20 protein-coding genes are annotated in these 21766 nt (G+C 63.0%); 6 read left to right on the plus strand and 14 right to left on the minus strand.

Going from position 1 to position 21766, the window contains the following annotated elements; genetic code table 11:
• Positions 1-3: 3 nt before the first annotated feature.
• From ACQ1W9_RS11640 to ACQ1W9_RS11650, 3 genes are read right to left on the minus strand one after another with little or no spacing between them, the layout of a single operon-like run.
• Positions 4-1512 carry a tripartite tricarboxylate transporter permease gene (locus tag ACQ1W9_RS11640; protein ID WP_431023522.1) on the minus strand — a complete coding sequence of 503 codons (1509 nt, stop codon included), beginning with the start codon at positions 1510-1512 and terminating at the stop codon, positions 4-6.
• Positions 1513-1524: 12 nt separating this feature from the next.
• Positions 1525-1980 carry a tripartite tricarboxylate transporter TctB family protein gene (locus tag ACQ1W9_RS11645; protein WP_431023523.1) on the minus strand — a complete coding sequence of 152 codons (456 nt, stop codon included), beginning with the start codon at positions 1978-1980 and terminating at the stop codon, positions 1525-1527.
• 56 nt (positions 1981-2036) lie between these two features.
• On the minus strand, positions 2037-3035 hold the full coding sequence (locus tag ACQ1W9_RS11650; protein WP_431023524.1) for a Bug family tripartite tricarboxylate transporter substrate binding protein: 999 nt from the start codon (positions 3033-3035) through the stop codon (positions 2037-2039).
• 435 nt (positions 3036-3470) lie between these two features.
• Between ACQ1W9_RS11650 and ACQ1W9_RS11655 the strand changes: the two genes are divergently transcribed.
• From ACQ1W9_RS11655 to ACQ1W9_RS11675, 5 genes are all read left to right on the plus strand, one after another.
• Entirely contained in the window at positions 3471-4640 is a 1170-nt protein-coding gene (locus ACQ1W9_RS11655) for an isovaleryl-CoA dehydrogenase (RefSeq protein WP_431023525.1), read from the plus strand.
• 38 nt (positions 4641-4678) lie between these two features.
• Complete coding sequence (locus ACQ1W9_RS11660) at positions 4679-6286, plus strand: carboxyl transferase domain-containing protein (protein ID WP_431023526.1); 1608 nt, start codon at positions 4679-4681, stop codon at positions 6284-6286.
• A 111-nt stretch (positions 6287-6397) separates the two neighbouring features.
• Positions 6398-7216 carry an enoyl-CoA hydratase-related protein gene (locus tag ACQ1W9_RS11665; protein WP_431023527.1) on the plus strand — a complete coding sequence of 273 codons (819 nt, stop codon included), beginning with the start codon at positions 6398-6400 and terminating at the stop codon, positions 7214-7216.
• Positions 7213-9270, plus strand: a complete 2058-nt coding sequence (locus ACQ1W9_RS11670; RefSeq protein ID WP_431023528.1) for an acetyl/propionyl/methylcrotonyl-CoA carboxylase subunit alpha — start codon at positions 7213-7215, stop codon at positions 9268-9270. Before ACQ1W9_RS11665 ends, ACQ1W9_RS11670 begins: the two co-directional genes overlap by 4 nt.
• A 327-nt stretch (positions 9271-9597) precedes the next feature.
• Entirely contained in the window at positions 9598-10497 is a 900-nt protein-coding gene (locus tag ACQ1W9_RS11675) for a hydroxymethylglutaryl-CoA lyase (protein WP_431023529.1), read from the plus strand.
• A gap of 85 nt (positions 10498-10582) precedes the next feature.
• On the opposite strand, the gene ACQ1W9_RS11680 is transcribed toward ACQ1W9_RS11675, so the two are convergent.
• Complete coding sequence (locus ACQ1W9_RS11680) at positions 10583-11224, minus strand: TetR/AcrR family transcriptional regulator (protein ID WP_431023530.1); 642 nt, start codon at positions 11222-11224, stop codon at positions 10583-10585.
• Positions 11225-11316: 92 nt separating this feature from the next.
• On the opposite strand from ACQ1W9_RS11680, the gene fabF reads away from it, so the two are divergent.
• Entirely contained in the window at positions 11317-12588 is a 1272-nt protein-coding gene (gene fabF / locus ACQ1W9_RS11685) for a beta-ketoacyl-ACP synthase II (protein ID WP_431023531.1), read from the plus strand.
• A gap of 50 nt (positions 12589-12638) precedes the next feature.
• Here the strand turns inward: fabF and ACQ1W9_RS11690 are convergent, their stop codons facing one another.
• From ACQ1W9_RS11690 to ACQ1W9_RS11735, 10 genes are all read right to left on the minus strand, one after another.
• On the minus strand, positions 12639-13277 hold the full coding sequence (locus ACQ1W9_RS11690) for a glutathione S-transferase family protein (protein WP_431023532.1): 639 nt from the start codon (positions 13275-13277) through the stop codon (positions 12639-12641).
• Positions 13274-13927: a dihydrofolate reductase family protein gene (locus tag ACQ1W9_RS11695; RefSeq protein WP_431023533.1), complete on the minus strand. Its 654-nt coding sequence runs from the start codon at positions 13925-13927 to the stop codon at positions 13274-13276. Before ACQ1W9_RS11695 ends, ACQ1W9_RS11690 begins: the two co-directional genes overlap by 4 nt.
• A gap of 170 nt (positions 13928-14097) precedes the next feature.
• Complete coding sequence (locus ACQ1W9_RS11700; RefSeq protein WP_431023534.1) at positions 14098-16302, minus strand: OsmC domain/YcaO domain-containing protein; 2205 nt, start codon at positions 16300-16302, stop codon at positions 14098-14100.
• A 443-nt stretch (positions 16303-16745) separates the two neighbouring features.
• Positions 16746-17660, minus strand: coding sequence for a hypothetical protein (locus tag ACQ1W9_RS11705; protein WP_431023535.1), 915 nt, complete (start codon positions 17658-17660; stop codon positions 16746-16748).
• Positions 17661-17822: 162 nt separating this feature from the next.
• A complete protein-coding gene (locus tag ACQ1W9_RS11710; protein ID WP_431023536.1) occupies positions 17823-18263 on the minus strand; it encodes an acetyltransferase in 441 nt (146 codons plus the stop codon).
• 36 nt (positions 18264-18299) lie between these two features.
• Entirely contained in the window at positions 18300-18686 is a 387-nt protein-coding gene (locus ACQ1W9_RS11715) for a tautomerase family protein (protein WP_431023537.1), read from the minus strand.
• Between the two features lie 83 nt (positions 18687-18769).
• The gene (locus tag ACQ1W9_RS11720) at positions 18770-19081 is read right to left on the minus strand and encodes a cupin domain-containing protein (RefSeq protein WP_431023538.1); all 312 of its coding nucleotides are present in this window, start codon (positions 19079-19081) and stop codon (positions 18770-18772) included.
• 42 nt (positions 19082-19123) lie between these two features.
• On the minus strand, positions 19124-19615 hold the full coding sequence (locus ACQ1W9_RS11725; RefSeq protein WP_431023539.1) for a DUF523 domain-containing protein: 492 nt from the start codon (positions 19613-19615) through the stop codon (positions 19124-19126).
• Positions 19616-19677: 62 nt separating this feature from the next.
• Positions 19678-20433: a hypothetical protein gene (locus tag ACQ1W9_RS11730; protein WP_431023540.1), complete on the minus strand. Its 756-nt coding sequence runs from the start codon at positions 20431-20433 to the stop codon at positions 19678-19680.
• A 614-nt stretch (positions 20434-21047) separates the two neighbouring features.
• Positions 21048-21623: a hypothetical protein gene (locus ACQ1W9_RS11735; protein ID WP_431023541.1), complete on the minus strand. Its 576-nt coding sequence runs from the start codon at positions 21621-21623 to the stop codon at positions 21048-21050.
• Positions 21624-21766: the final 143 nt, after the last annotated feature.

Here is a 21766-nt window from a genome sequence, read left to right on the forward strand (position 1 = left end):
GGATCAGGCGCCGGCGGCCGTCTTTCGCCCCCGGACCAGGCCCAGCAAACGCTTGCCGAACAGCGACACCAGCAGCAGCGCCAGGATCAGCAGGGTCACCGGGCGCTCCAGCACATAGCTCAGGTCGCCGCCGCTGATCTGGTAGGAGTGCAGCAGGGACTTCTCCGCCATGGCCCCCAGCAGCATGCCGATCACCGCCGCCGGCACCGAATAGCCGTAGTGGCGGAAGATCCAGCCGACCACCGCGAACACCAGCACCGTCACCGGCCCGGTCATGTTGCCGGTGAGGCCGAAGGAGCCCATCACCGCCAGCACCAGCACCGAGGGGATCAGGTAGCGCATCGGTACCTTGATGATATTGGCCAGCAGCGGGATAAACAGCAGCCCGATGACCAGCAGCAGGAACACCTGGGCGAAGTTGGCGAAGATGATGGCATAGACCACGTCGGTCTGCTGGCGGATAAACTGCGGGCCGCCGGTGATGTTATGCATGGCGAAGGCCGCCAGCATCACCGCCGTGGCCCCGCCGCCGGGAATGCCCAGGGCCAGCAGGGTGGCCATGGAGCCCGCCTCCGAGGTGCTGTTGGCCGACTCCGAGGCCACCACGCCCTTGGGGTTGCCCTTGCCGAAGGAGTCCGGATCCTCGTCGCGGCGCTGGGTCTCCACGTAGGAGAGCAGGTTGGAGACCGAGGAACCGACCCCCGGCACCGCCCCCACGAAGACCCCGATCAGGCCGCCGCGGATCATCACCCAGGGGTAGCTGACGGCCAGCTTGAAGCCCTGGAAGATCTCCCCGAGCTTGACCTTGCGGGAGGCCTTCGACTCGACGATAAAGCCCTTGTTGGCCAGCTTGAACAGCTCCGAGGCGGCGAACATGCCCATCATGGCGGGAATCACCGGCACCCCGTCGAGCAGGTAGGTCTGGCCCATGGTGCCCCGCGCCATGCCCAGCTCGTTGAAGCCGATGGTGCCGATCAACAGCCCCACGAAGCCGGCCATCAGGCCCTTGAGCACCTGCTCGCCCTTGAGACTGGCGATCAACGTCATGCCCCACAGGATCACCGCGAACATCTCCGCGGGCCCCAGCTTGAGCACCATCAAGGAGAGCGGCTGGATCATCACGAAGAGAATGACATAGCCCATCAGGGTGCCGATCACCGACGACACCAGGGCCACCCCCAGGGCCTGGTTATGCTTGCCCTGGCGCGCCATGGGGTAGCCGTCGAAGGCGGTGGCGATGGCCGAGGAGGTGCCGGGGATATTCATCAGGATCGCCGGGATGCCGCTACCGAAGGAGCCCCCGGTGAAGATGGCGGTCAGGAACAGCATCGCCTGGACGAAATCCATGTACAGGGTCATCGGCAGGAAGATCGCCATGGCCATGGAGATCTGCAGCCCCGGGGTGGCGCCGAAGATCAGCCCGATGACGATACCGGGCACCACCACCATCCAGGGGGAAAAGCTCGTGAAGAGCAGGGCCAGCCCCTGCTCGACGGCGACGAAATCGATCATGGTGTGACTCCCTTAGCCCGGAAGGATCAGCATATGCATGGGATAGGGCAGCATCTGCGCGAAGAAGAAGGCCACGCCGAAGCCGAAGGCCAGGCTGTAGCCGCCCAGCAGCGGCCAGTGGCGCTCGCCCTTGAGCACCAGGAAGGCGGCGATAAAGAGCACCGTGGCCACGTCGAAGCCCAGGGTCTCCAGCGACAGCACATAGGCGGCGAATAGCCCCACCACCGGCAGGGTGCGGTGCAGCGGCTCGCCCTCGCTCTCCTCGCGGATCAGCAGGGTGCCCTTCTTCAGGCGCATCCCCACCTCCAGGGCCACGATGGCCAGCACCACCAGGGAGAGGGGCAGGATCAGCAGCAGGTTCTGTACGGCCGAGGAGACCCGGATGGCATCCAGCAGGTACCAGAGGGTAAAGCCGGCCAGGGCCATGAGGACCAAGAGGTCCCCATAGTCGCGTTTGTTGGCGGTCATGGATGGACTCCAATCGCCCCCGGCACACTCGCCGGGGGCGCATCATGCGGGAAGGATCAGTTGAGCAGGTCGGCGTAGGCGTCGAAGACATCGAAGTTGGTGCGCATCAGCTCGTTGGAGCGCTCGGGGCCGACCCAGACGCCACCGATGTCATTGCCCTCGAGGTGCTCCTGGACCTCCTTGCGGGCCAGGGTGTTCTGGATCGCCTCGGAGAGGATCTCGTAGCGCTCCGGATACTGACGCTCGGTCTCGGCGGTCACCGCGAAGCCGCGCATGGAGCCCTGCAGCACCGGCACCTCGATATCCATGGGGTCGAGTGCCTCGTTGATGGGCGGCGCATCCCACTGGTCGATGCGCTCGTCGCTGACGATGGCCAGCGGGGTCAGGAACTCGCGGATCCCCTCGCTGCCCTGGGCGCTGATGGAGGTGAAGTGCACCTGGCCGCCGGCCACCGCGGAACGCGCCTCGCCGCCGCTGTTATAGGTCACCAGGTTGAGGTTCTCCTGGGGGATGCCCGCCTCCTCCAGCAGCAGGCGCACCATCAGGTGGCCGGCGGAGCCCTGCACCACCGAGCCACGTACCTCGCCGGGGTTATCGCGGATCGCCTCCAGCAGCGAGGGCAGGTCCTCGAAGCCGCTGTCCTTGTTGGCGGCGATCAGGTCCAGGTCGAACCACTGGAAGTTGATAAAGGAGAAGTCCTCGATGCCGTACTGGGCGCCCCCGGTGAGGATGGTGTTGGTCAGGTAGGGAGCGAAGGTGGAGGCATAGACGGTATAGCCGTCGTCCGGGCGCGACAGGATATAGTTCGCCGAGACCTGGGTGCCGGCGCCGGGACGGTTGGTGACCCGCACCGGCACGCCGAGCTCCTCGGCCAGGTAGGTGGAGACGGCCCGGGTCATGCGATCGGCGCTGCCTCCGGTGCCGAAGCCCACCACCAGGTCGAGGGGACGGTCCGGGTAATCACCGGCGGCCACCGGGGTGGTCATCGCCAGGGAGGCCAGCATGGCCGCCGCGGCGCCGGCCATCAGGGGCTTGGGAAGGAAGCGATCGAACATGGCGTGTATATCCTCGTTGTTAGATGGTCCCCGGGTCGTCGCCCGGTAGCCGTGACTCTAGAGGACCAAGCTGTCACCAAGCTTGCATGGCGCCAATCTTCGACCAAGGTCTAAGCCGTTCAGGGCGCCGCCGCGCAGGGCGTCCAGGTAATCGCCGAAGTCATCGAAGCGCCCCAGCACCTCGCGGCTGGCCCGGTACAGCTCGGCCCCACCTCGGTGGGCGCGAGCCGCCCCTGGCGGCTCTCGAGCAGGGGTTCCCCCACCGCCTCGGCCAACCGCTACGCTGAATATGACACCCCGGCCGCGTTGGCGCAGCGTGACTCGCCTGCGACCTTGGTATAGCCGATTGGCACTTTACGTTAACGTAAACCTTGCCTAGTCTAGAGCCATTCCAACGCCCCTTTGGCTGTGACCACTCGATCCCGGAGACCCGTCATGCATACGCCCTTCAAGCCCCTCGACTTCGGCCTCGACGACGAACTGAACATGCTGCGCGATCAGGTCAACGCCTTCGCCCGCGACGAGATCGCCCCGCGTGCCGCCGAGATCGACGAGAAGAACGAATTCCCCAGCGACCTGTGGCAGAAGTTCGGCGACATGGGCCTGCTCGGCATCACCGTGCCGGACGAGGACGGCGGCAGCGGCATGGGCTACCTGGCCCACTGCATCGCCATGGAGGAGATCTCCCGGGCCAGCGCCTCGGTGGGCCTCTCCTATGGCGCCCACTCCAACCTCTGCGTCAACCAGATCAAGCTCAATGGCTCGGCCGAGCAGAAGGCCAGGTACCTGCCCAGGCTGATCAGCGGCGAGCACGTGGGGGCACTCGCCATGTCCGAACCGGGGGCCGGCTCCGACGTGGTCTCCATGAAGCTGCGCGCCCGCCTGGAAGGTGACAAGTACATCCTCAACGGCAACAAGATGTGGATCACCAACGGCCCCGACGCCGATGTGCTGGTGGTCTACGCCAAGACCGACCCGGACGCCGGCTCCAAGGGCATCACCGCCTTTATCATCGAGAAGGGGTTCAAGGGTTTCTCCACCGCCCAGAAGCTCGACAAGCTGGGCATGCGCGGCTCCAACACCTGCGAGCTGGTGTTCCAGGACTGCGAGGTTCCCGCGGAGAACGTCCTCGGCGAGGTGGGCAAGGGCGTGCGGGTGCTGATGAGCGGCCTCGACTTCGAACGCACCGTGCTGGCCGCCGGCCCCATCGGCATCATGCAGGCGGCACTCGACGTGGTGGTGCCCTACCTGCATGAGCGGAAGCAGTTCGGCCAGGCGATCGGCGAGTTCCAGCTGGTGCAGGGCAAGGTGGCCGATATGTACACCACCCTCAACGCCTGCCGCGCCTACCTCTATGCGGTGGCGGCGGCCTGCGACCGCGGCCAGACGTCGAGGAAGGACGCCGCCGGGGTGATCCTCTACTGCGCCGAGAAGGCCACCCAGGTGGCGCTGGACGCCATCCAACTGCTCGGCGGCAACGGCTATATCAACGAGTACCCCACCGGGCGCCTGCTGCGCGATGCCAAGCTCTACGAGATCGGCGCCGGCACCAGCGAGATCCGCCGTATGCTGATCGGCCGCGAACTCTTCGCCGAGTCCGCCTAACCGCCACCGGCCCAGGTCATCGAACACAAGGATCGGCTATGAGCATCCTGAACACCCAGATCAACCCCCGCAGCGAGGCCTTCCAGGCCAACGCATCGGCCATGCGCGCCGAGGTGATGAAGCTGCGCGAGCTGACCGCGGCGATCAATCAGGGCGGTGGCGACAAGGCCCGCGCCCGCCACGAGTCCCGCGGCAAGCTCTTCGTGCGCGACCGCATCGACCACCTGATCGACGAGGGCTCGCCCTTCCTCGAGTTCTCGGCGCTGGCCGCCCATGAGGTCTACGACTCCCTGGTGCCCGCCGCCGGGGTGGTCACCGGCATCGGCCGCGTCTCCGGGGTGGAGTGCGTGATCGTCGCCAACGACGCCACCGTCAAGGGCGGCACCTACTACCCGCTCACCGTGAAGAAGCACCTGCGCGCCCAGGAGATCGCCCGCAAGCATCGCCTGCCATGCATCTACTTGGTCGACTCCGGCGGCGCCTTCCTGCCCCGCCAGGACGAGGTCTTCCCCGACCGCGACCACTTCGGGCGCATCTTCTACAACCAGGCGACGCTGTCCGCCGAGGGCATCCCGCAGATCGCCGTGGTGATGGGCTCCTGCACCGCCGGCGGCGCCTATGTGCCGGCCATGGCCGACGAGTCGATCATCGTCAAGCAGCAGGGCACCATTTTCCTGGGCGGCCCGCCCCTGGTGAAGGCCGCCACCGGCGAGTCGATCAGCGCCGAGGACCTGGGCGGCGCCGACGTTCACGCCAAGCTGAGCGGCGTGGCCGACCACTACGCCGAGAACGACGCCCACGCCCTGCAGCTGGCCCGGGCCTGCGTCTCGCGGCTCAACTGGCAGAAGCGCGGCCGGCTCAAGATGCAGGAGCCCAGGGCCCCGCGCCTCGACCCGACGGAGCTCTACGGCATCGTCGGCACCGACCTCAAGAAGCCCTTCGACGTGCGCGAGGTGATCGGACGCATCGTCGACGACTCCGCCTTCGACGAATTCAAGCGCTACTACGGCGACACCCTGGTCACCGGCTTCGCGCATATCCACGGTCACCCGGTGGGTATCGTCGCCAATAACGGCGTGCTCTTTTCGGAGAGTGCGGTCAAGGGCGCGCACTTTATCGAGCTCTGCGCGCAGAGGAAAATACCGTTGATTTTCCTGCAAAATATCACCGGCTTTATGGTCGGCTCCAAGTACGAGCACGAAGGCATCGCCAAGCACGGCGCCAAGCTGGTCACCGCCGTGGCCTGCGCCAGGGTGCCCAAGTTCACCGTGCTGATCGGCGGCAGCTTCGGCGCCGGCAACTACGGCATGTGCGGCCGCGCCTATGACCCCAACCTGCTGTTTATGTGGCCCAACGCGCGCATCTCGGTGATGGGCGGCGAGCAGGCCGCGGGCGTGCTGGCCCAGGTCAAGCGCGAGCAGCTCGAACGCGAAGGCAATGAATGGAGCGCGGAAGACGAGGAGGCCTTCAAGCAACCCACCCGGGAGCAGTACGAGCACCAGGGCCACCCCACCTACGCCAGCGCCCGGCTATGGGACGACGGCGTCATCGACCCGGCCCAGACCCGCGATGTGCTGGGCCTGTCCCTCGCCGCCGCCATGAATGCCGAGGTGGAAGAGACCAAGTTCGGCGTCTTCCGGATGTAGGCGGACCCCGTCGCCACTATCCCCCGTAGGAGCCCGCTTTAGCGGGCGATGGTGGCCCCCGGATCGCCGGATAAATCCGGCTCCTACGGGAACAATGCAGAGACTATCGCTATGTCAGAGACATCCTTCTCCCGCCTGACCCTCGATGCCCGCGGCGTGGCCTGGCTGACGCTGGAGCGGCCCGCGGTACATAACGCCTTCGACGACGGCCTGATCCGGGAACTCAACGCCCACCTGGCGCACCTGCACGAGGCCGCCACCCGCGGCGAGGTGCGGGTGGTGGTGCTGGGCTCCGAGGGCAAGAGCTTCTCCGCCGGCGCCGACCTCGGCTGGATGAAACGCATGGTCGAGTACGACTTCGAGGGCAACCTGGCCGACTCCCGCCACCTGGCCCGGCTGATGCACGATCTGGACACCCTGCCCTGCCCTACTGTCTGCCGGGTGCAGGGGGCCACCTTTGGGGGGGCGGTGGGCCTGGCCGCCTGCTGCGATATCGTGATCGCCTCCGAGAAGGCCAGGTTCTGCCTCTCCGAGGTCAAGATCGGCCTGTCGCCGGCGGTGATCAGCCCCTATGTGCAGCGCGCCCTCGGCCCCCGCCAGATGCGCCGCTACGCCCTGACCGCCGAGGTCATGGATGCCGCCACCGCCCTGGACCTGGGTCTGGCCCATCGGGTGGTGGCGCACGAGTCGCTCGATGCCGCCGTGACCGCCATGCTCGATACCCTGCTGGCCGGCTCGCCCCAGGCCCAGCGTGCCACCAAGGCGCTGCTCGGCGTGGTGGCCCGGGAGCCCGACTCTGAGGCCACCCGCGAGCACACCTGCCGGGTGATCAGCGAGCTTCGCGTCAGCCCCGAAGGCCAGGAGGGCCTGGCCAGCTTCTTCGACAAGCGCGCCCCGCGCTGGACGCCCAACAAGGACAACGCCTCATGAGCCTCTCTCGCTTCGATACCCTGCTCGTGGCCAACCGCGGCGAGATCGCCTGCCGGGTGATGCGCACCGCCCGCGCCATGGGCCTGCGCACCGTGGCCGTCTACTCCGATGCCGACGCCAATGCCCGCCATGTCCGCGAGGCCGACGAGGCCGTGCGCCTGGGCCCCGCCGCCGCCCGCGACAGCTACCTCAAGGTCGAGGCGGTGATCGAGGCGGCGCGGCGCACCGGCGCCGGCGCCATTCACCCCGGCTACGGCTTCCTCTCCGAGAACGGTCCCTTCGTCGAGGCGCTCGACAAGGCCGGCATCACCTTCGTCGGCCCCCCCGCCTCAGCCATCGCCGCCATGGGCGACAAGTCCGCCGCCAAGGCGCGCATGCAGGCCGCCGGCGTGCCCCTGGTGCCCGGCTACCACGGCGCCGACCAGGACGACGCCCTGCTCAGGGCCGAGGCCGACAAGATCGGCTACCCGGTGCTGCTCAAGGCCAGCGCCGGCGGCGGCGGCAAGGGCATGCGGGTGGTGGAGTCCAGCGCCGACTTCCAGGCCGCCCTCGACGGCTGCCGCCGCGAGTCCCGCGCCGCCTTCGATGATGACCGCATGCTGATCGAGAAGTACCTGACCCAGCCCCGCCACGTGGAGGTGCAGGTGTTCTGCGACAGCCACGGCGGCGCCGTCTACCTCTTCGAGCGGGACTGCTCGGTGCAGCGCCGCCACCAGAAGGTGCTGGAGGAGGCCCCGGCGCCGGGCATGACCGGCGAACTGCGCCGCGAGATGGGCGAGGCCGCGGTACGCGCCGCCAAGGAGATCGGCTATGTGGGCGCGGGCACCGTGGAGTTCCTGCTGGACTTTTCACAAGGTCAGGATGGCGCCTTCTACTTTATGGAGATGAACACCCGCCTCCAGGTGGAGCACCCGGTCACCGAGATGATCACCGGCCAGGACCTGGTCGAGTGGCAGCTGCGGGTGGCCATGGGTGAGCGCCTGCCGCTCGCCCAGGACGAGCTGACCATTACCGGCCATAGCTTCGAGGCACGCCTCTACGCCGAGGACCCGGCCCAGGACTTCCTGCCCGCCACCGGGCGCCTGGAGCGCTTCGCCCTGGACCTCGCCGGTGCCGGGCTCGGCTCTTCACAAAAGGGCTCGGACAAGGTGCGCCTGGACAGCTGCGTGGAGAGCGGTGACGAGGTCTCCATGCACTACGACCCCATGCTCGCCAAGCTGATCGTCCATGGCGCTAACCGCGACCAGGCCCTGGCCACCCTCAACCGGGCCCTGGCGGCGCTGGACGTGCAGGGCGTGGTCACCAACCGCGGCTTCCTGCAACGCCTGGCCGGCCACCCGGCCTTCAAGGCCTGCGAGCTGGACACCCGCTTTATCGAGAAGCACGAAGCCAGCCTCTTCGCCCCGCAGCCCTACCGGGCGGAGGACTACGCCGGCGCCGCCCTGATCGGCCTCGACCAGCTGGCCCGGGAGTGCGAGAGCCGCTCGCCCTGGGATCGCCACGACGGCTTCCGCCTCAACGCCCCGCATACCATCCGGCTCGCGCTCGGCGACCCCGCCGATGCCCACGACAGCGAGGTCAGCCCAGTGGTGGTGGAAGGTCGCCGCGAGAGCGACGCCGACGCCTGGCAGCTGAGCATCGGCGACCAGACCCTCAGCGCGCGCCTCGAACGCCTGGCCGGCGACGCCGTGGCGGTGACCCTGAACGGCCACCGCCGCCGCCTCCAGGCCCGCCTGGTGGACAACAGCCTGGTGGTGATGGCCGACCCCCAGGGCGAGACCCGCCTGCACTGGCGGCGCATCGACGGCATCGACCACGGCCACCACGAGGCGGAATCGACCCTCACCGCGCCCATGCACGGCACCGTGGTGGCGCTGCTGGTGGAGCCCGGCCAGGCGGTGGAGAAAGGCATGCCGCTGATGGTGATGGAAGCGATGAAGATGGAGCACACCCTGACCGCCCCCGCCGACGGCCAGGTGGAGAGCTTCCACTTCGCCGCCGGCGACACCGTCGGCCAGGGCGATGTGCTGCTCGAATTCGCCGCGCAGGAGTGACGCCGCGCCGAGCGCCGAGCGCCGAGAATCAGCTTAGGCAGCCCTGTGGGAGCGCGGATTCCGCGCGATTGGGCGACGAAGTCGCCCTTGGCGATTTCATCCGAAGGGCGATCTTGGCAACACCACCAGGGCGCCTGGCGGCGCCAATCGTCCGGGGAACCCGGACTCCCACAGTAGCCTGGGTGACCACGGGTCTTGTGGGAGCGCGGCGGTCCGGCGCCCCGAGTTCCCACGGGATGCTGGCCGCCACCGGGGTGGTAGGAGCCCGCTTCAGCGGGCGAAGGGCGCCGCAGGCGCCCCATAAATCGGGAGAACTGGAGAATCCACATGGCATTTCCCAAGCAGGTGCGCCTGGTCGAGGTCGGCCCCCGGGACGGCCTCCAGAACGAGGCCGAGCCCATCGCCACGGCCACCAAGCTGGAACTGATCGACCGCCTCGGCGCGGCGGGCCTGACCCATATCGAGGCGGCCAGCTTCGTCTCCCCCAAGTGGGTGCCGCAGATGGCCGACCACCGGGAGGTGATGGCGGGCCTCACCCGCCGCCCCGGCATCGTCTACTCGGCGCTGACCCCCAACCTCAAGGGGCTGGAGGCCGCACTGGAGTGCGGCGTCGAGGAGGTCGCGGTGTTCGGCGCGGCTTCCGAGGCCTTCTCCCGGAAGAACATCAACTGCTCGGTGGCCGAGTCGCTGGAGCGCTTCGCCCCGGTGCTGGCCCGCGCCCAAGAGGCCAATGTACGGGTGCGCGGCTACGTCTCCTGCGTGCTCGGCTGCCCCTACGAGGGCGAGATCGCCCCCGCCAAGGTCGCCGAGGTCAGCAAGGCGCTGCTCGAGATGGGCTGCTACGAGATCTCGCTGGGCGACACCATCGGCGTCGGCACGCCCTTGAAGGCCAAGCGTATGCTCGAGGCGGTGAGCCGCGAGGTCCCCATGGCGAAGCTCGCCGCCCACTTCCACGACACCTATGGCCAGGCCCTGGCCAACCTCTACGCCGTGCTGGAGGAAGGCGTGGCGGTAATCGACAGCTCGGTGGCGGGCCTCGGCGGCTGTCCCTATGCCAAGGGGGCGTCGGGCAACGTCGCCAGCGAGGACGTGGTCTACCTGCTTAACGGCCTGGGCATCGAGACCGGCATCGACCTCGACAAGCTCGCCGAAACGGGCTCCTGGATCACCCAGACCATCGGCCGCCCCAACCGCTCCAAGGTGGGCGTGGCGCTGGCGGCCAAGTAATCACACGGCAAAACGACGAGCCCCCGAGCCAGGCGACTGGCTCGGGGGCTCGTTGGGCAACTCGGCGACACGAAGGAACAGCGCGCTACGCGGTGCCCGGCATGCCTTCCGGCTCGCTCTTGTTGACGCCGAGCATCTGCAGGATGTTGCGCTGGGCGGCGTCGAGGATGTACTGACGCTCCTGCTCGCTGGGCAGGCTCTTGGCAATGGCCACGGCACCCACCAGCGAGGCGAGAATGGCGCGAGACTTCTCGGCGATGACCTCGCGGTCGGGCTCGAAGGGCAGTTTCTTCAAGCGGCCCAGCGCGATAAGGCGGGTCTCCAGCATCTTCTTCATGCGCAGGTAAGAGGCTTCGAACAGCGTGCGCACCTCGGCATTCTCGTTGCCGATCTCGTTGAACAGCACCGTCTCCGGTCCCGGCTCGTGCTTGCGTTCCAGCTCCTGAAGGTTCCAGCAGTTGGCGACCAGCTCCGTCAGGTGCTGCACTGATAGAGGGCCCTTGACCAGCCTGGCCGCGCGGCTGCTCTCCAGGGTTTCCCGCACCGAGGCATGATAGAGCGCTTCCTTCGAGGCAAAGTGCGCGTAGAAGGCCCCGTGGGTCAGCTTCGCCAACTTCATGATCTGCCCGATGGAGACCCTCTCGAAGCCTTGGCGACTGAACAGCTCGATCGCCGACTTGAGGATGCGCTCCCGGGATCTCGCCTTGTGGTTTGCCGAGTAGGGCATGGCGACCTCACACTCCCCCGCTGAATATTACCTTGATCATATCAAGCCCGGTGCTAGCGTGGCATAACCCCCAAGCTGTTCAGGACATTACCATGCAATCACCGCTCGTTATCACCGGCATGGGCATGATCAGCCCCCTCGGTTGCGGCGTCAAGGCGGGCTGGGAACGCCTCCTCGCCGGCCGCTCCGGCCTCTCCCCGATCACCCGCTTCGATACCGGCGACCTGCCGATCAAGGTCGCCGGCTCGGTGCCCGACCTTGCCGACGACCCCGACGCCGGCCTCGACCCGGACCGGGTGGTCGACGCCAAGGAGCGTCGCAAGATGGAGCTGTTCAGCCTCTACGCCATGGCCGCCGCCGAGGAGGCGCTAACCCAGGCCGACTGGTTCCCGACCAGCGATGCGGACCGACTGGCCACCGCCACCATTGTGGGCTCCGGTATCGGCGGCTTCCCCACTATCACCCAGGCGCAGACCACCCTGATGACACGCGGCTATCGCCGGCTCTCCCCGTTCACCGTACCGGCCTTCCTGGCCAACCTGGCGGCGGGCAATGTGTCGATTCGCCATGGCTTTCGGGGACCACTGGGGTGCCCGGTGACCGCCTGTGCGGCCGGCCTCCAAGCCATCGGCGATGGCATGCGCCTAATCCGCAGCGGCGAGGCCGAGGTGGCCCTGGTAGGCGGCGCCGAGGCCTGTATCGACCCGCTCTCGCTGGCCAGCTTCCACGCCATGAAGGCACTCTCCACCGAGCAGGACGACCCGGCCAGAGCGTCGCGCCCCTTCGACCAGGCACGCAATGGCTTCGTCATGGGGGAAGGCGCGGGGCTGTTGGTGATCGAAACCCTGGCCCACGCCGAGGCCCGCGGGGCGACACCCCTGGCCGTTCTCAGCGGCTATGGCACCAGCGCCGACGCCCACCACATCACCGCCGGCCCGGAAGACGGCGCGGGTGCCGCGGCGGCCGTTCGCGCGGCGCTCAAGATGGCGGGGCTGTCTCCCGAGACGATCGACCACATCAATGCCCATGCCACCTCGACGCCGGTCGGCGACCGTGCCGAGATCGCCGCCCTGCGCAACGCCTTCGGCGACGCCCTGGCCGGCATCCCGATCTCCGCCACCAAGTCGGCCACCGGCCATCTGCTCGGTGCCGCCGGCGGCGTGGAGAGCATCTTCTCCGCCCTTTCGGTGATGCACGACCGCCTGCCCCCGACCCTGAACCTGGAACGGGTCGACGAGGACCTGCAAGACCTGGACTTCGTGGTGGGCACGGCGCGCGAACAGCCCACCCGGCACGTGCTGTGCAACGGCTTCGGCTTCGGTGGGGTCAATGCGGCGCTGATCGTAAGCAAAGTGCCCGTCTAGTAGGGGGCGGCAACCTTGATGCTGGTACCGGCCGGCCGCGTCGAGCGCCCTCAGTCCGCCGCGGCGAAATGCGCCATCTGGTCGGCGTGTGCCTTCACGAAGGACGGGCGAATCGTGGCACGCGCGACATAGTCTCGGCAGGCCGGGTAGTCCACCAGCCCGTCGAACCGATCGACAAGGCGCAGCACATCCGCCATGGCAATATCGGCGATGGAAAAGCCGCCGGCCAGCCATTCGCGTCCAGCCAGGACTGATTCCAGGTGCTGGAGCCGGGACGCCAGGAACTTGTCCAGGCTTTTCCGTCCTGGCGTCTCCTGGGTATCGCCAGTGAACATGAACAGGGCCCAAGGCAGGCTCGCCATCTCGACCGAGTTGAGCGCCGCGAACAACCACTCGATAACCTCGCTGCGACTGCGCGGATCGGCAGGCATCAGCGCATCACTGCGCTCGCCCAGATGCAGCAGGATCGCACCGCTCTCGAAGATCGAGAGGTCGCCATCGGTCAACCACGGTACCTGCCCGAAGGGTTGGTGAGAGAAATGCTCGACACCCCGAGTGCGAAACGGCACGCTCTCGACGCGATAGGGCAAGCCGGCCTCTTCCAGCGCCCAGCGCACTCGTAAGTCACGCACATAGCCGCGCGGCATCTCGGGGACCCAATCGAAGGTGGCGAGGATCAGGTCGGTCATTCGGCGCTCCTTCTGAGGACGACATGAGTGGCCCTGTCGGTAGCCACCCTTTCCACGCACCGATAGCCGAGGGCACGCATGTCGATACCGGCGAACAGGCGCTCCCCCGCGCCGAGCAGAACAGGCGCGATGGCAAGATGGAGTTCGTCGACCAATCGTGCCTGCAAGTACTGTTGAATCGTGGCCACCCCGCCGCCGAGGCGCACATCCCTGTCCCCGGCGGCTTCGCGGGCGCGCGCCAGGGCCGCATGGATGCCTTCCGTGACGAAGTGAAACGTCGTGCCGCCGGCCATCTCGATGGGGTCGCGAGCATGATGCGTCAGCACGAAGGCCGGCGTGTGAAACGGCGGGGTGTCCCCCCACCACCCCTTCCACTCCTCGTCCTGCCAGGGACCGCGCACGGGACCGAACATGTTGCGACCCATGATCCAGGCGCCGACGTTCTCGAAGCCGCGGGCCACCAAGTCGTCATCTATCCCGACCTCACCGTCCTCCCTACCCAGCACGCCTTGCTGAAAAGTCTTGGTCACAAACTGCCAATCCTGATTCTCCAGGCCGTTGAGGCCCATCGGGTGCTCCAGGCTCTGCTCCGGGCCGGCGGCAAACCCATCGAGCGACAGGCCGAAGCATGACACGCGTAGCTGACTCATCGTGATCTCCTGAACGGGGGCAATACACGAACAGTAGTCGAACGAGACTCTTCGATCTCGACATCCCAGGAAGAGTGGGAAAAACAGTCGGCCGGTACGCCAAAACGCAGCGCCCCGGGCCAGGTGAGCTGGCCCGGGGCGCTGTGTGTGCGCTGTGATGCCTGAGTGACTTACCCCGCCACCCCTGCCCTGGCGGCACGGTGGGCGTGCAGCTTCTTGTAGCTCTCGATCAGCCGCTGGTGCTTCTCCAGGCCCTCCAGCTCCATGCTGGTGGGGGTCAGGCCGTGGAAGCGCACACTGCCGTTCACCGAGCCGACCACCGCCTCCATGGTCGCCTCGCCGAACATGCGGCGCAGGTTGTAGAGGAAGTCGTCGAGCTCCAGCTCGTCATCCAGGACGATCTCCAGCACCGCGCTCACCGCCTGGTAGAAGAGCCCACGCTCGACGGTGTTGTCGTTGAACTGCTGGAACATCTCGACCCGCTCCAGGGCCTCCTCGTGCTGGCCCAGCGCCAGGTTGATCAGCAGCTTCAGCTCGAGGATGGTCAGCTGCCCCCAGACGGTATTCTCGTCGAACTCGATACCGATCAGGGTGATGATATCGATGTGCTCGTCGAGCTGGCTCTCCTCCAGGCGCTCCAGCAGGCCGGCCAACTGGTCGTCGTTCAGGCGGTGGAGATTGAGGATATCCTCCCGGTACTCGAGCGCCTTGTTGGTGTTGTCCCAGATCAGGTCCTCCACCGGATAGACCTCGGAGAAATCCGGTACCAGGATGCGGCACACCGGCGCACCCAGGTCCTCATGGACGGCCATGTAGGCCTCCTTGCCCAGCTCCTCGAGGATGCCGAAGAGGCCGGCGGCCTCCTCCTCGTTGCTGCCCGAGAAGTCCCACTCGACGAACTCCACGTCCGCCTTGCTGCTGAAGAAGCGCCAGGAGATCACCCCGGAGGAGTCGATGAAATGCTCGACGAAGTTATTGGGCTCGGTCACCGCCAGGGAGCTGAAGGTCGGCGGCATGAAATCGTTCAGCCCCTCGAAACTGCGGCCCTGCAGCAGCTCGGTGAGGCTGCGCTCGAGGGCCACCTCGAAGCTCGGGTGGGCCCCGAAGGAGGCGAAGACCCCGCCGGTCTTGGGGTTCATCAGGGTCACGCACATCACCGGGAACTGGCCGCCGAGCGAGGCATCCTTGACCAGCACCGGGAAGCCCTGCGCCTCCAGCGCCTCGATCCCCTCGAGGATCGCCGGGTACTGCTTCAGCACCTCCAGGGGCACGTCCGGCAGGGCGATCTCCTCCTCAATGATCTGGCGCTTCACCGCCCGTTCGAAGATCTCCGAGAGACACTGCACCTGGGCCTCGGGCAGGGTGTTGCCGGCGCTCATGCCGTTGCTGAGGTAGAGGTTCTCGATCAGGTTGGAGGGGAAGTAGACCGTCTCGCCATCCGACTGGCGCACGAAGGGCAGCGAGACGATGCCCCGCTCCGCCTTGCCGGAGTTGGTGTCGATCAGGTGCGAGCCGCGCAGCTCGCCGTCCGGGTCGTAGATCTCGCGGGTGTAGTCGTCGAGGATCGCCTCCGGTAGCTCGTCGTTCGGCCCCGGCTGGAACCACCGCTCGTTGGGGTAGTGAACGAAGTCGCTATTGGCGATCTCCTCGCCGAAGAACTGATCGTTATAGAAGAAGTTGCAGCTCAGGCGCTCGATAAATTCGCCCAGCGCCGAGCACAGCGCGCTCTCCTTGGTGGCGCCCTTGCCGTTGGTAAAGCACATCGGCGAGGCGGCATCGCGGATATGCAGCGACCACACATGGGGCACGATATTGCGCCAGGAGGCGATCTCGATCTTCATGCCGAGATCGGCGAGGATGGTGGTCATATTGGCGATGGTCTGCTCCAGCGGCAGATCCTTGCCCTCGATCCAGGTGCTGCCCTCGCCTTTCGCATCACCCGGCGGCTTGCCCAGCAGCAGGGCCTGGGCATCTTCGTCCAGGTTCTCCACCACCTCGAGCTGGAATTCCGGACCGGTCTGCACCACCTTCTTCACGGTGCAACGGTCGATGGAGCGCAGGATGCCCTCGCGATCCTTGTCGGAAATGGACTCCGGCAGCTCGATCTGGATCTTGAAGATCTGCTTGTAGCGATTCTCCGGGTCGACGATATTGTTGTGCGCCAGGCGGATATTCTCGGTAGGGATATCCCGCGCATTGCAGTAGACCTTGACGAAATAGGCCGCGCACATCGCCGACGACGCCAGGAAGTAGTCGAAGGGCCCCGGGGCCGAGCCGTCGCCCTTGTAGCGGATCGGCTGGTCGGAGATGACGGTGAAGTCGTCGAACTTCGCCTCCAGCCGGAGGTTATCGAGATAATTGACCTTGATTTCCATTGACAAAGCACCGGATCTATGAATGTCGGCGGGCCCCGAGGGCGCGTAACCTGCTATTATCCAGCTTTTCCCGCCACCCGTCTCGGGGGCTGGCCAAAAATTCACCGATTTGGGAGCTTGCCATGCTTGAGGGCCGCCTCGACCGAGCCCCAGCATGCCTCTTGGCCTGGAGTGCTATCATTTAGCTGCGACGTCTCCTAATCGAGCCAACTGCCGAGTCCCCGGCGATTGATCACCCAGGGCTGATAGTTAATCGCAACGCTCAACATACAGACACTTTCAAACAAGCGATCAAAATAAAACCACAGGGAATATAGATAATAACAATACTCACGAAACAATAAATCAATAACTACATAGTCTGTATCCGGCTTCACGCGCCCCTTTTTACCGTGACAGCCGGGGTATCACGGCCATTTGTGCCTCACCGGTGCGGACCGCTGTCAGGACTGCCAGCGCCTCACATCAACGTTCGGCAGGCGATCCAGTATCGCAATGCCACTCTGAGCCTGGGCGACGGACTGGGTACGGGCGTTTCTGAACTTCTCCTGGACCTCCCGGTCCACCTCACTCCGGATCGTCCTGGCTCGTTGCCGCTCGCTTTTCGCCTGCCCGAACGCATCTCCCCTTTCCCTACCATGCAGCTCTCCTGCCTGGTCCTGAAGCCTCTGCGCGCTTTGTTCATGGGCAGCTGCCTGTTGCAGCCTGGTCGGTGCGCCGTCGTCGCGGAACCGAACCTGGCTCAATGCAGCCTCAGCGATTTCGCGCTCGCGTGCGCTCATCAGACGATCCACGCCAGAACCGCCGATCGGCATGTAGTCCGGCGCGTCTGAGCCAGCCAGCGCAAGGAAGGCAATGCGCCACTCGATGCCTTGGTCCTTACTCGTCACGAACGATGCCAGCTTGGATGCGCACCCGATCGGGAAGTACTCGTTGATTCCCTGCAGTTTCATTGCCGACGACGCGCTGGCGCCGTGGCATGGGCTCTTGGACAAGATCAAATCGACTGTGTCGATCTGATCTTCTCGCAGTTCGGCCCCCCGGAGCAGGGCGTCCCAGCAGATAATAAACAGTTCTTCCGCATGGTAACCCGCCGCGTCGACCACCTTATTCGCGGCCCGCTCGCCGGCAGTGGGATCGTTATCATTGACGCGACGATAGGCCTGAAGGCGATCGGTCCCGTGCGGGTTGTGCTTGTGTTTGTTCTGGCCCGCCCCTTCCGACCATAGATCGCGGATCGTCCGATCATCTTCGTTAAAGCGCATGATCAGGCCAACAAGCTGTGGCAAGGCTTTCGCTCTCATATCGCCCACTGCTTGTCTGAGGGCTGGGCTGACATTGATTGGTGTCTTCTTCATCGGAACCTCCAAGTCACGGGGGCAGGTCTCACATTGCATATTCCCCAATTCCAGCCTAGCAAACCGGCCAAGATCAGGCCTATATTCCTCATCTACCCAGGTTGTGCTGTGATATATCAGACCGGCCCCAACCTTCTGCGGAGGCGTAGAAGATAAATACAGTCAAGCTTCCGACAATTCCATATGCAGCAGAGGATACGGCTTGCCCTGGCCATCGAGTGGTGAGCGCCCCGTTACCGAAAACCCGATATGCCGATAAAACCCCAGGGCCTGGTGGTTCTGTTCATTGACATCGACCCGCGTCGCACCCTGGGCCTCGATGGCATATTGCGCCAACAGTGAACCGACGCCTTTCCCGCGGGCTTCCGGCGAGACAAACAGCATCTCGATATTTCCATCATGGACACCGCAGAAGCCCAATATCTCGCCCTCGTCATTCTTGAAACACATCAGCTCGACGACATCTAAATACTGATCAAGGATAAGCGGCTTAAGCTCCTGCAAGTCTTCCTCCGCCAGGAAGCCGTGTGTGGCCCTGACCGAAGCCTCCCAGATTTCTATCAGCGTTAGATAGTCCTGCTTCCCTGCACTCTCAACATTCATCTCTTATCTCACTAAGCCAACATTGCATTAAAGGTATTACACCTTAACCGAATACTTGAGATCCCGTGCCTCATCCCCGGTCATGCCGCGAAAGCCCCAGCAGTGCGCCGGCTGCTCCTTGATCGTCACTTCGATATCCACGGGGGAAATACCCAGCTCCGACTCGATCTCTCTGAACAGCGCCTTGATCAGTGCCTTCTGCGTCTCCGGGGTACGCCCCTGCATCATATTGATCTCGATGACCGTATACGCGGGCGTCCTGCCACCCGGGTAATAGAAATCCTCGGCATCCATCGGTATAAAACGGTGCGCACGCTTGTCCTCCGGCATGCCAAGAACCGCCCCCATGCAGCCGTGAATCACCTCGGACAGCCGGGCCTTGACCGGATTGAGATACTCCTTGATTCCATAGACGACGATCATAATGCTTCCTGCAATAGCTAACTATAAATTATCTGGCGCCTTATCGGGGAAAAGCCTGGCCGAGCGTATATCGATTATGTAATTTATACGCTGCCTTCTTTCTCCACCACCAATACCCTGGCCTCACCCATCGGGTAGGCTACATGCTCGGTGCCGACAGAGGCATAGAAAACATCCCCGACGCCCAGGGTCACCGACGCTTCCTCACCGTTTTCCCGGAAGAACATTTCCACCTTGCCATCCAGCACCACGAAGACCTCTTCGCCATCGTTCACATGCCACTTGTATGGTTGATCGGTCCAATGCAGGCGTGTGGAAACACCATTCATCGAGGCAATATCCTCGGCGCCCCAGGCGCGATCCGCCACAAACTCCCTGCCCCTAACTACTCTCATGACTCCACCTCGATCATCCCCTGATATTGCATGCTTTCACTCTCACTCGCTTATCGCGCGAATCGCCTTGTCGGCATCGGCCACTTCATATTGGCTAAACACCCGCACCCCATGTCGGCGTAGCAAGGCCACCGTCACTCCCATACCGGGGACCTTCTTGCCCGAGAAACTCCCGTCATAGATGGCCGAGCTTCCACAGGAAGGGCTGAACTCGGCCAGCACGGCGACCTTGATTTGGAATCGATGGCACAACTCCAGGGCCACATGGGCGCCGGTGATAAACTCTCCGGTCACCTCTACCCCGCCTTTTTCGACAACCCCGGCTTTACCACTCAGCACTTGCTCACCATCGCCTGCGACAATTTCCGCCGGCTTGCGAGGTATGCTCATCCCGGCCTCGACTTCGGGACAGACGGAGACGATGCGACCGTCAGATAACCAACGCTCGACAATCTGGTCCGTCAGAGCGAGGCTTCCTCCATCATACCTGACCCGTTTTCCCAGCAGGCAGGCACTTACTAATACTTTTTCCAAGTTAGCACCTTTTAACGACGCATTCACCGGACGAGCGAAGCGGGTTCCGGCGCAATGCCTTGTTAAACATCAACCCCAGACTTATTTGAAATTATTTTAGTGCGTATTTCTTGGCTCCATATCTCTATTGCTTCTGCTTCATCAAAGCCACATTCATTACAAACTCCAATAAAATTTTGAAGCTCTTCAATAGGATAAGGGGCGGATTTTAATTCTGAATTTAGCCATTTTATGTCAAATAGAGTCTCTTCTAAAGATGCTTCGCTGCTAAATACTCCGGAGAACATTCTTAATATTCTGAATGCAGCTTCATAATCATTACAATCAACCAAAGGAGCACTTTTTTTCTCTGCGGTTCTAGGCAGCAGCCCATTGTCTATATCGTTTAAAGCGAAACTGCAATATTTCCAGCAGTTACTCCAACTAACATCATTATCTTGCATAGCCTCTGAAAGCACCCACATAAAATAGCTATCACAAGAAAATTCTCGAAGATAGAATCTGTTCTCCCAGTCAGGCTTCTTTTTCTGTTCAAGGTAAAAGCAAGTTGAATTACAAAACCCCCTTGCTGCTTCTTCAAAATCTTCTAACTTGAAGCTAGCATAACCTATTGCATAGTCTATTTTAGGGTTGGATTTAATATGATTTGCAACATGCAGATTTTTTAGCGCACCTAAAAACCAACCATTCTTCAAGTATATTTTTGCAGCTTCAAGCAGGTCATTTGATTTATCACAATCTCTCTTTGATTGAGCAACTTTAAAACATAATAAGGTGACGATAAAACCTATTGCCACCCCCACGATAAATGCTTTCATGTCGATGTCCATAGATGTTTAACGCTGAGCACAGCGGCGACCTTGGAATGGCGACGAAGGAGCCATGGAAAGGGCGGCCGGCGGCCATCTGCCGCGTACTTCTGCGACTTGTCACGTGCTCACTCGCACATGAATCTAGGTTTTCTGTAGTCTGTCACAATCCAGCTTTCTGTACCCTCATTCCAGCGAGCCAAAAGCGTGTAGATGCAGGATGAATTGATCGTTTGTCCACCTGTTACGGTTGTATTTGTATTTATCCAAGCGGTTGGACCGTAGGAATTTACGCTGCCCGTAGTGGTAGCCGTTACTGGCGTGGTGAAGCTAGAGTTCATTACCCACTGAAAAGCTCTTCTGTTGCCTCCCATATCAATGGCATTTGCCGGAGGGCCATAATCCAGGGCAGCCTCACGAATGTCCTTTCCGATATAGGATTTCATTATTTGCGAGGCACAGCCCGCAATTAAAACGAATACAGCACAAATGATTCCTAATTTTCTCATCGGACTCCCCAAAAATAATTGCAGCTGGCGTAACGCTCGGCTTTAGGGCGGACTTGTAGCCGCGCAGCGGCGGAAATGCCGTCCCAGCCCCGAAGGGGCGATAACAGCCGCTTGTTAGATTTTTTCCCGATAGCTTGGCAAGCTCTCAAGGTAGAGTCGAAGTCCTATATTCCCTTTCAAAACATCTCCTCCCTTGAGCATTGATTCAATATCCGCCAGATCAATTGGATCTTCCTTGCCATCTGGCCACTTTGCAAAAGCATGAATAATGACTGCCGACCTTGGCTCTATTCCCAATTTTTTTTCAGGCTCAGGCTTTTCTTGGTAGTAATCTATCAATAGAGGTCTAGAGCCGTTAAGGCAGACATGGAACTTATGCCGCCAGAACTCTTCTTGCTCTTCACAAACTAGCTGATGCTCCTTGCACTTGATAAGATTTTTCAGTCTCCGGTACTGCTCGATATGTCTAGCCGCTGTTAGCCAATTGAGTCGGTCTGATGCGGGTGGCTGAATATTCTGCCCATTGCTAGAGAGTGCTTCGTATGCGCGCTCTAATGAAAGCGTGGCTTGATCCAAGAATTTCTGACTTTTCTGTGTTCGCCATGGAAAGTAGATTGCCGCTGCTGCGGCAATAGCAGACAGTCCAGCAAATGAGGTGCTTAATACAGGCATCCATTCGGATTGTGTCATGAAGTCCTCAAAAATCTAACAGATATTAGACGGCGCCTTCTATGATTGGATCAACGTGCCGGCACGTTTGTCCAGAAAATATAGCCTACCACTCAGCACCTAACCAATTGACTTTAAAATAAATTAATTATAGCTCGGCTACC

This window comes from Halomonas sp. H5 (genome assembly GCF_050613175.1).
GTDB classification, from domain to species: domain Bacteria; phylum Pseudomonadota; class Gammaproteobacteria; order Pseudomonadales; family Halomonadaceae; genus Bisbaumannia; species Bisbaumannia salifodinae.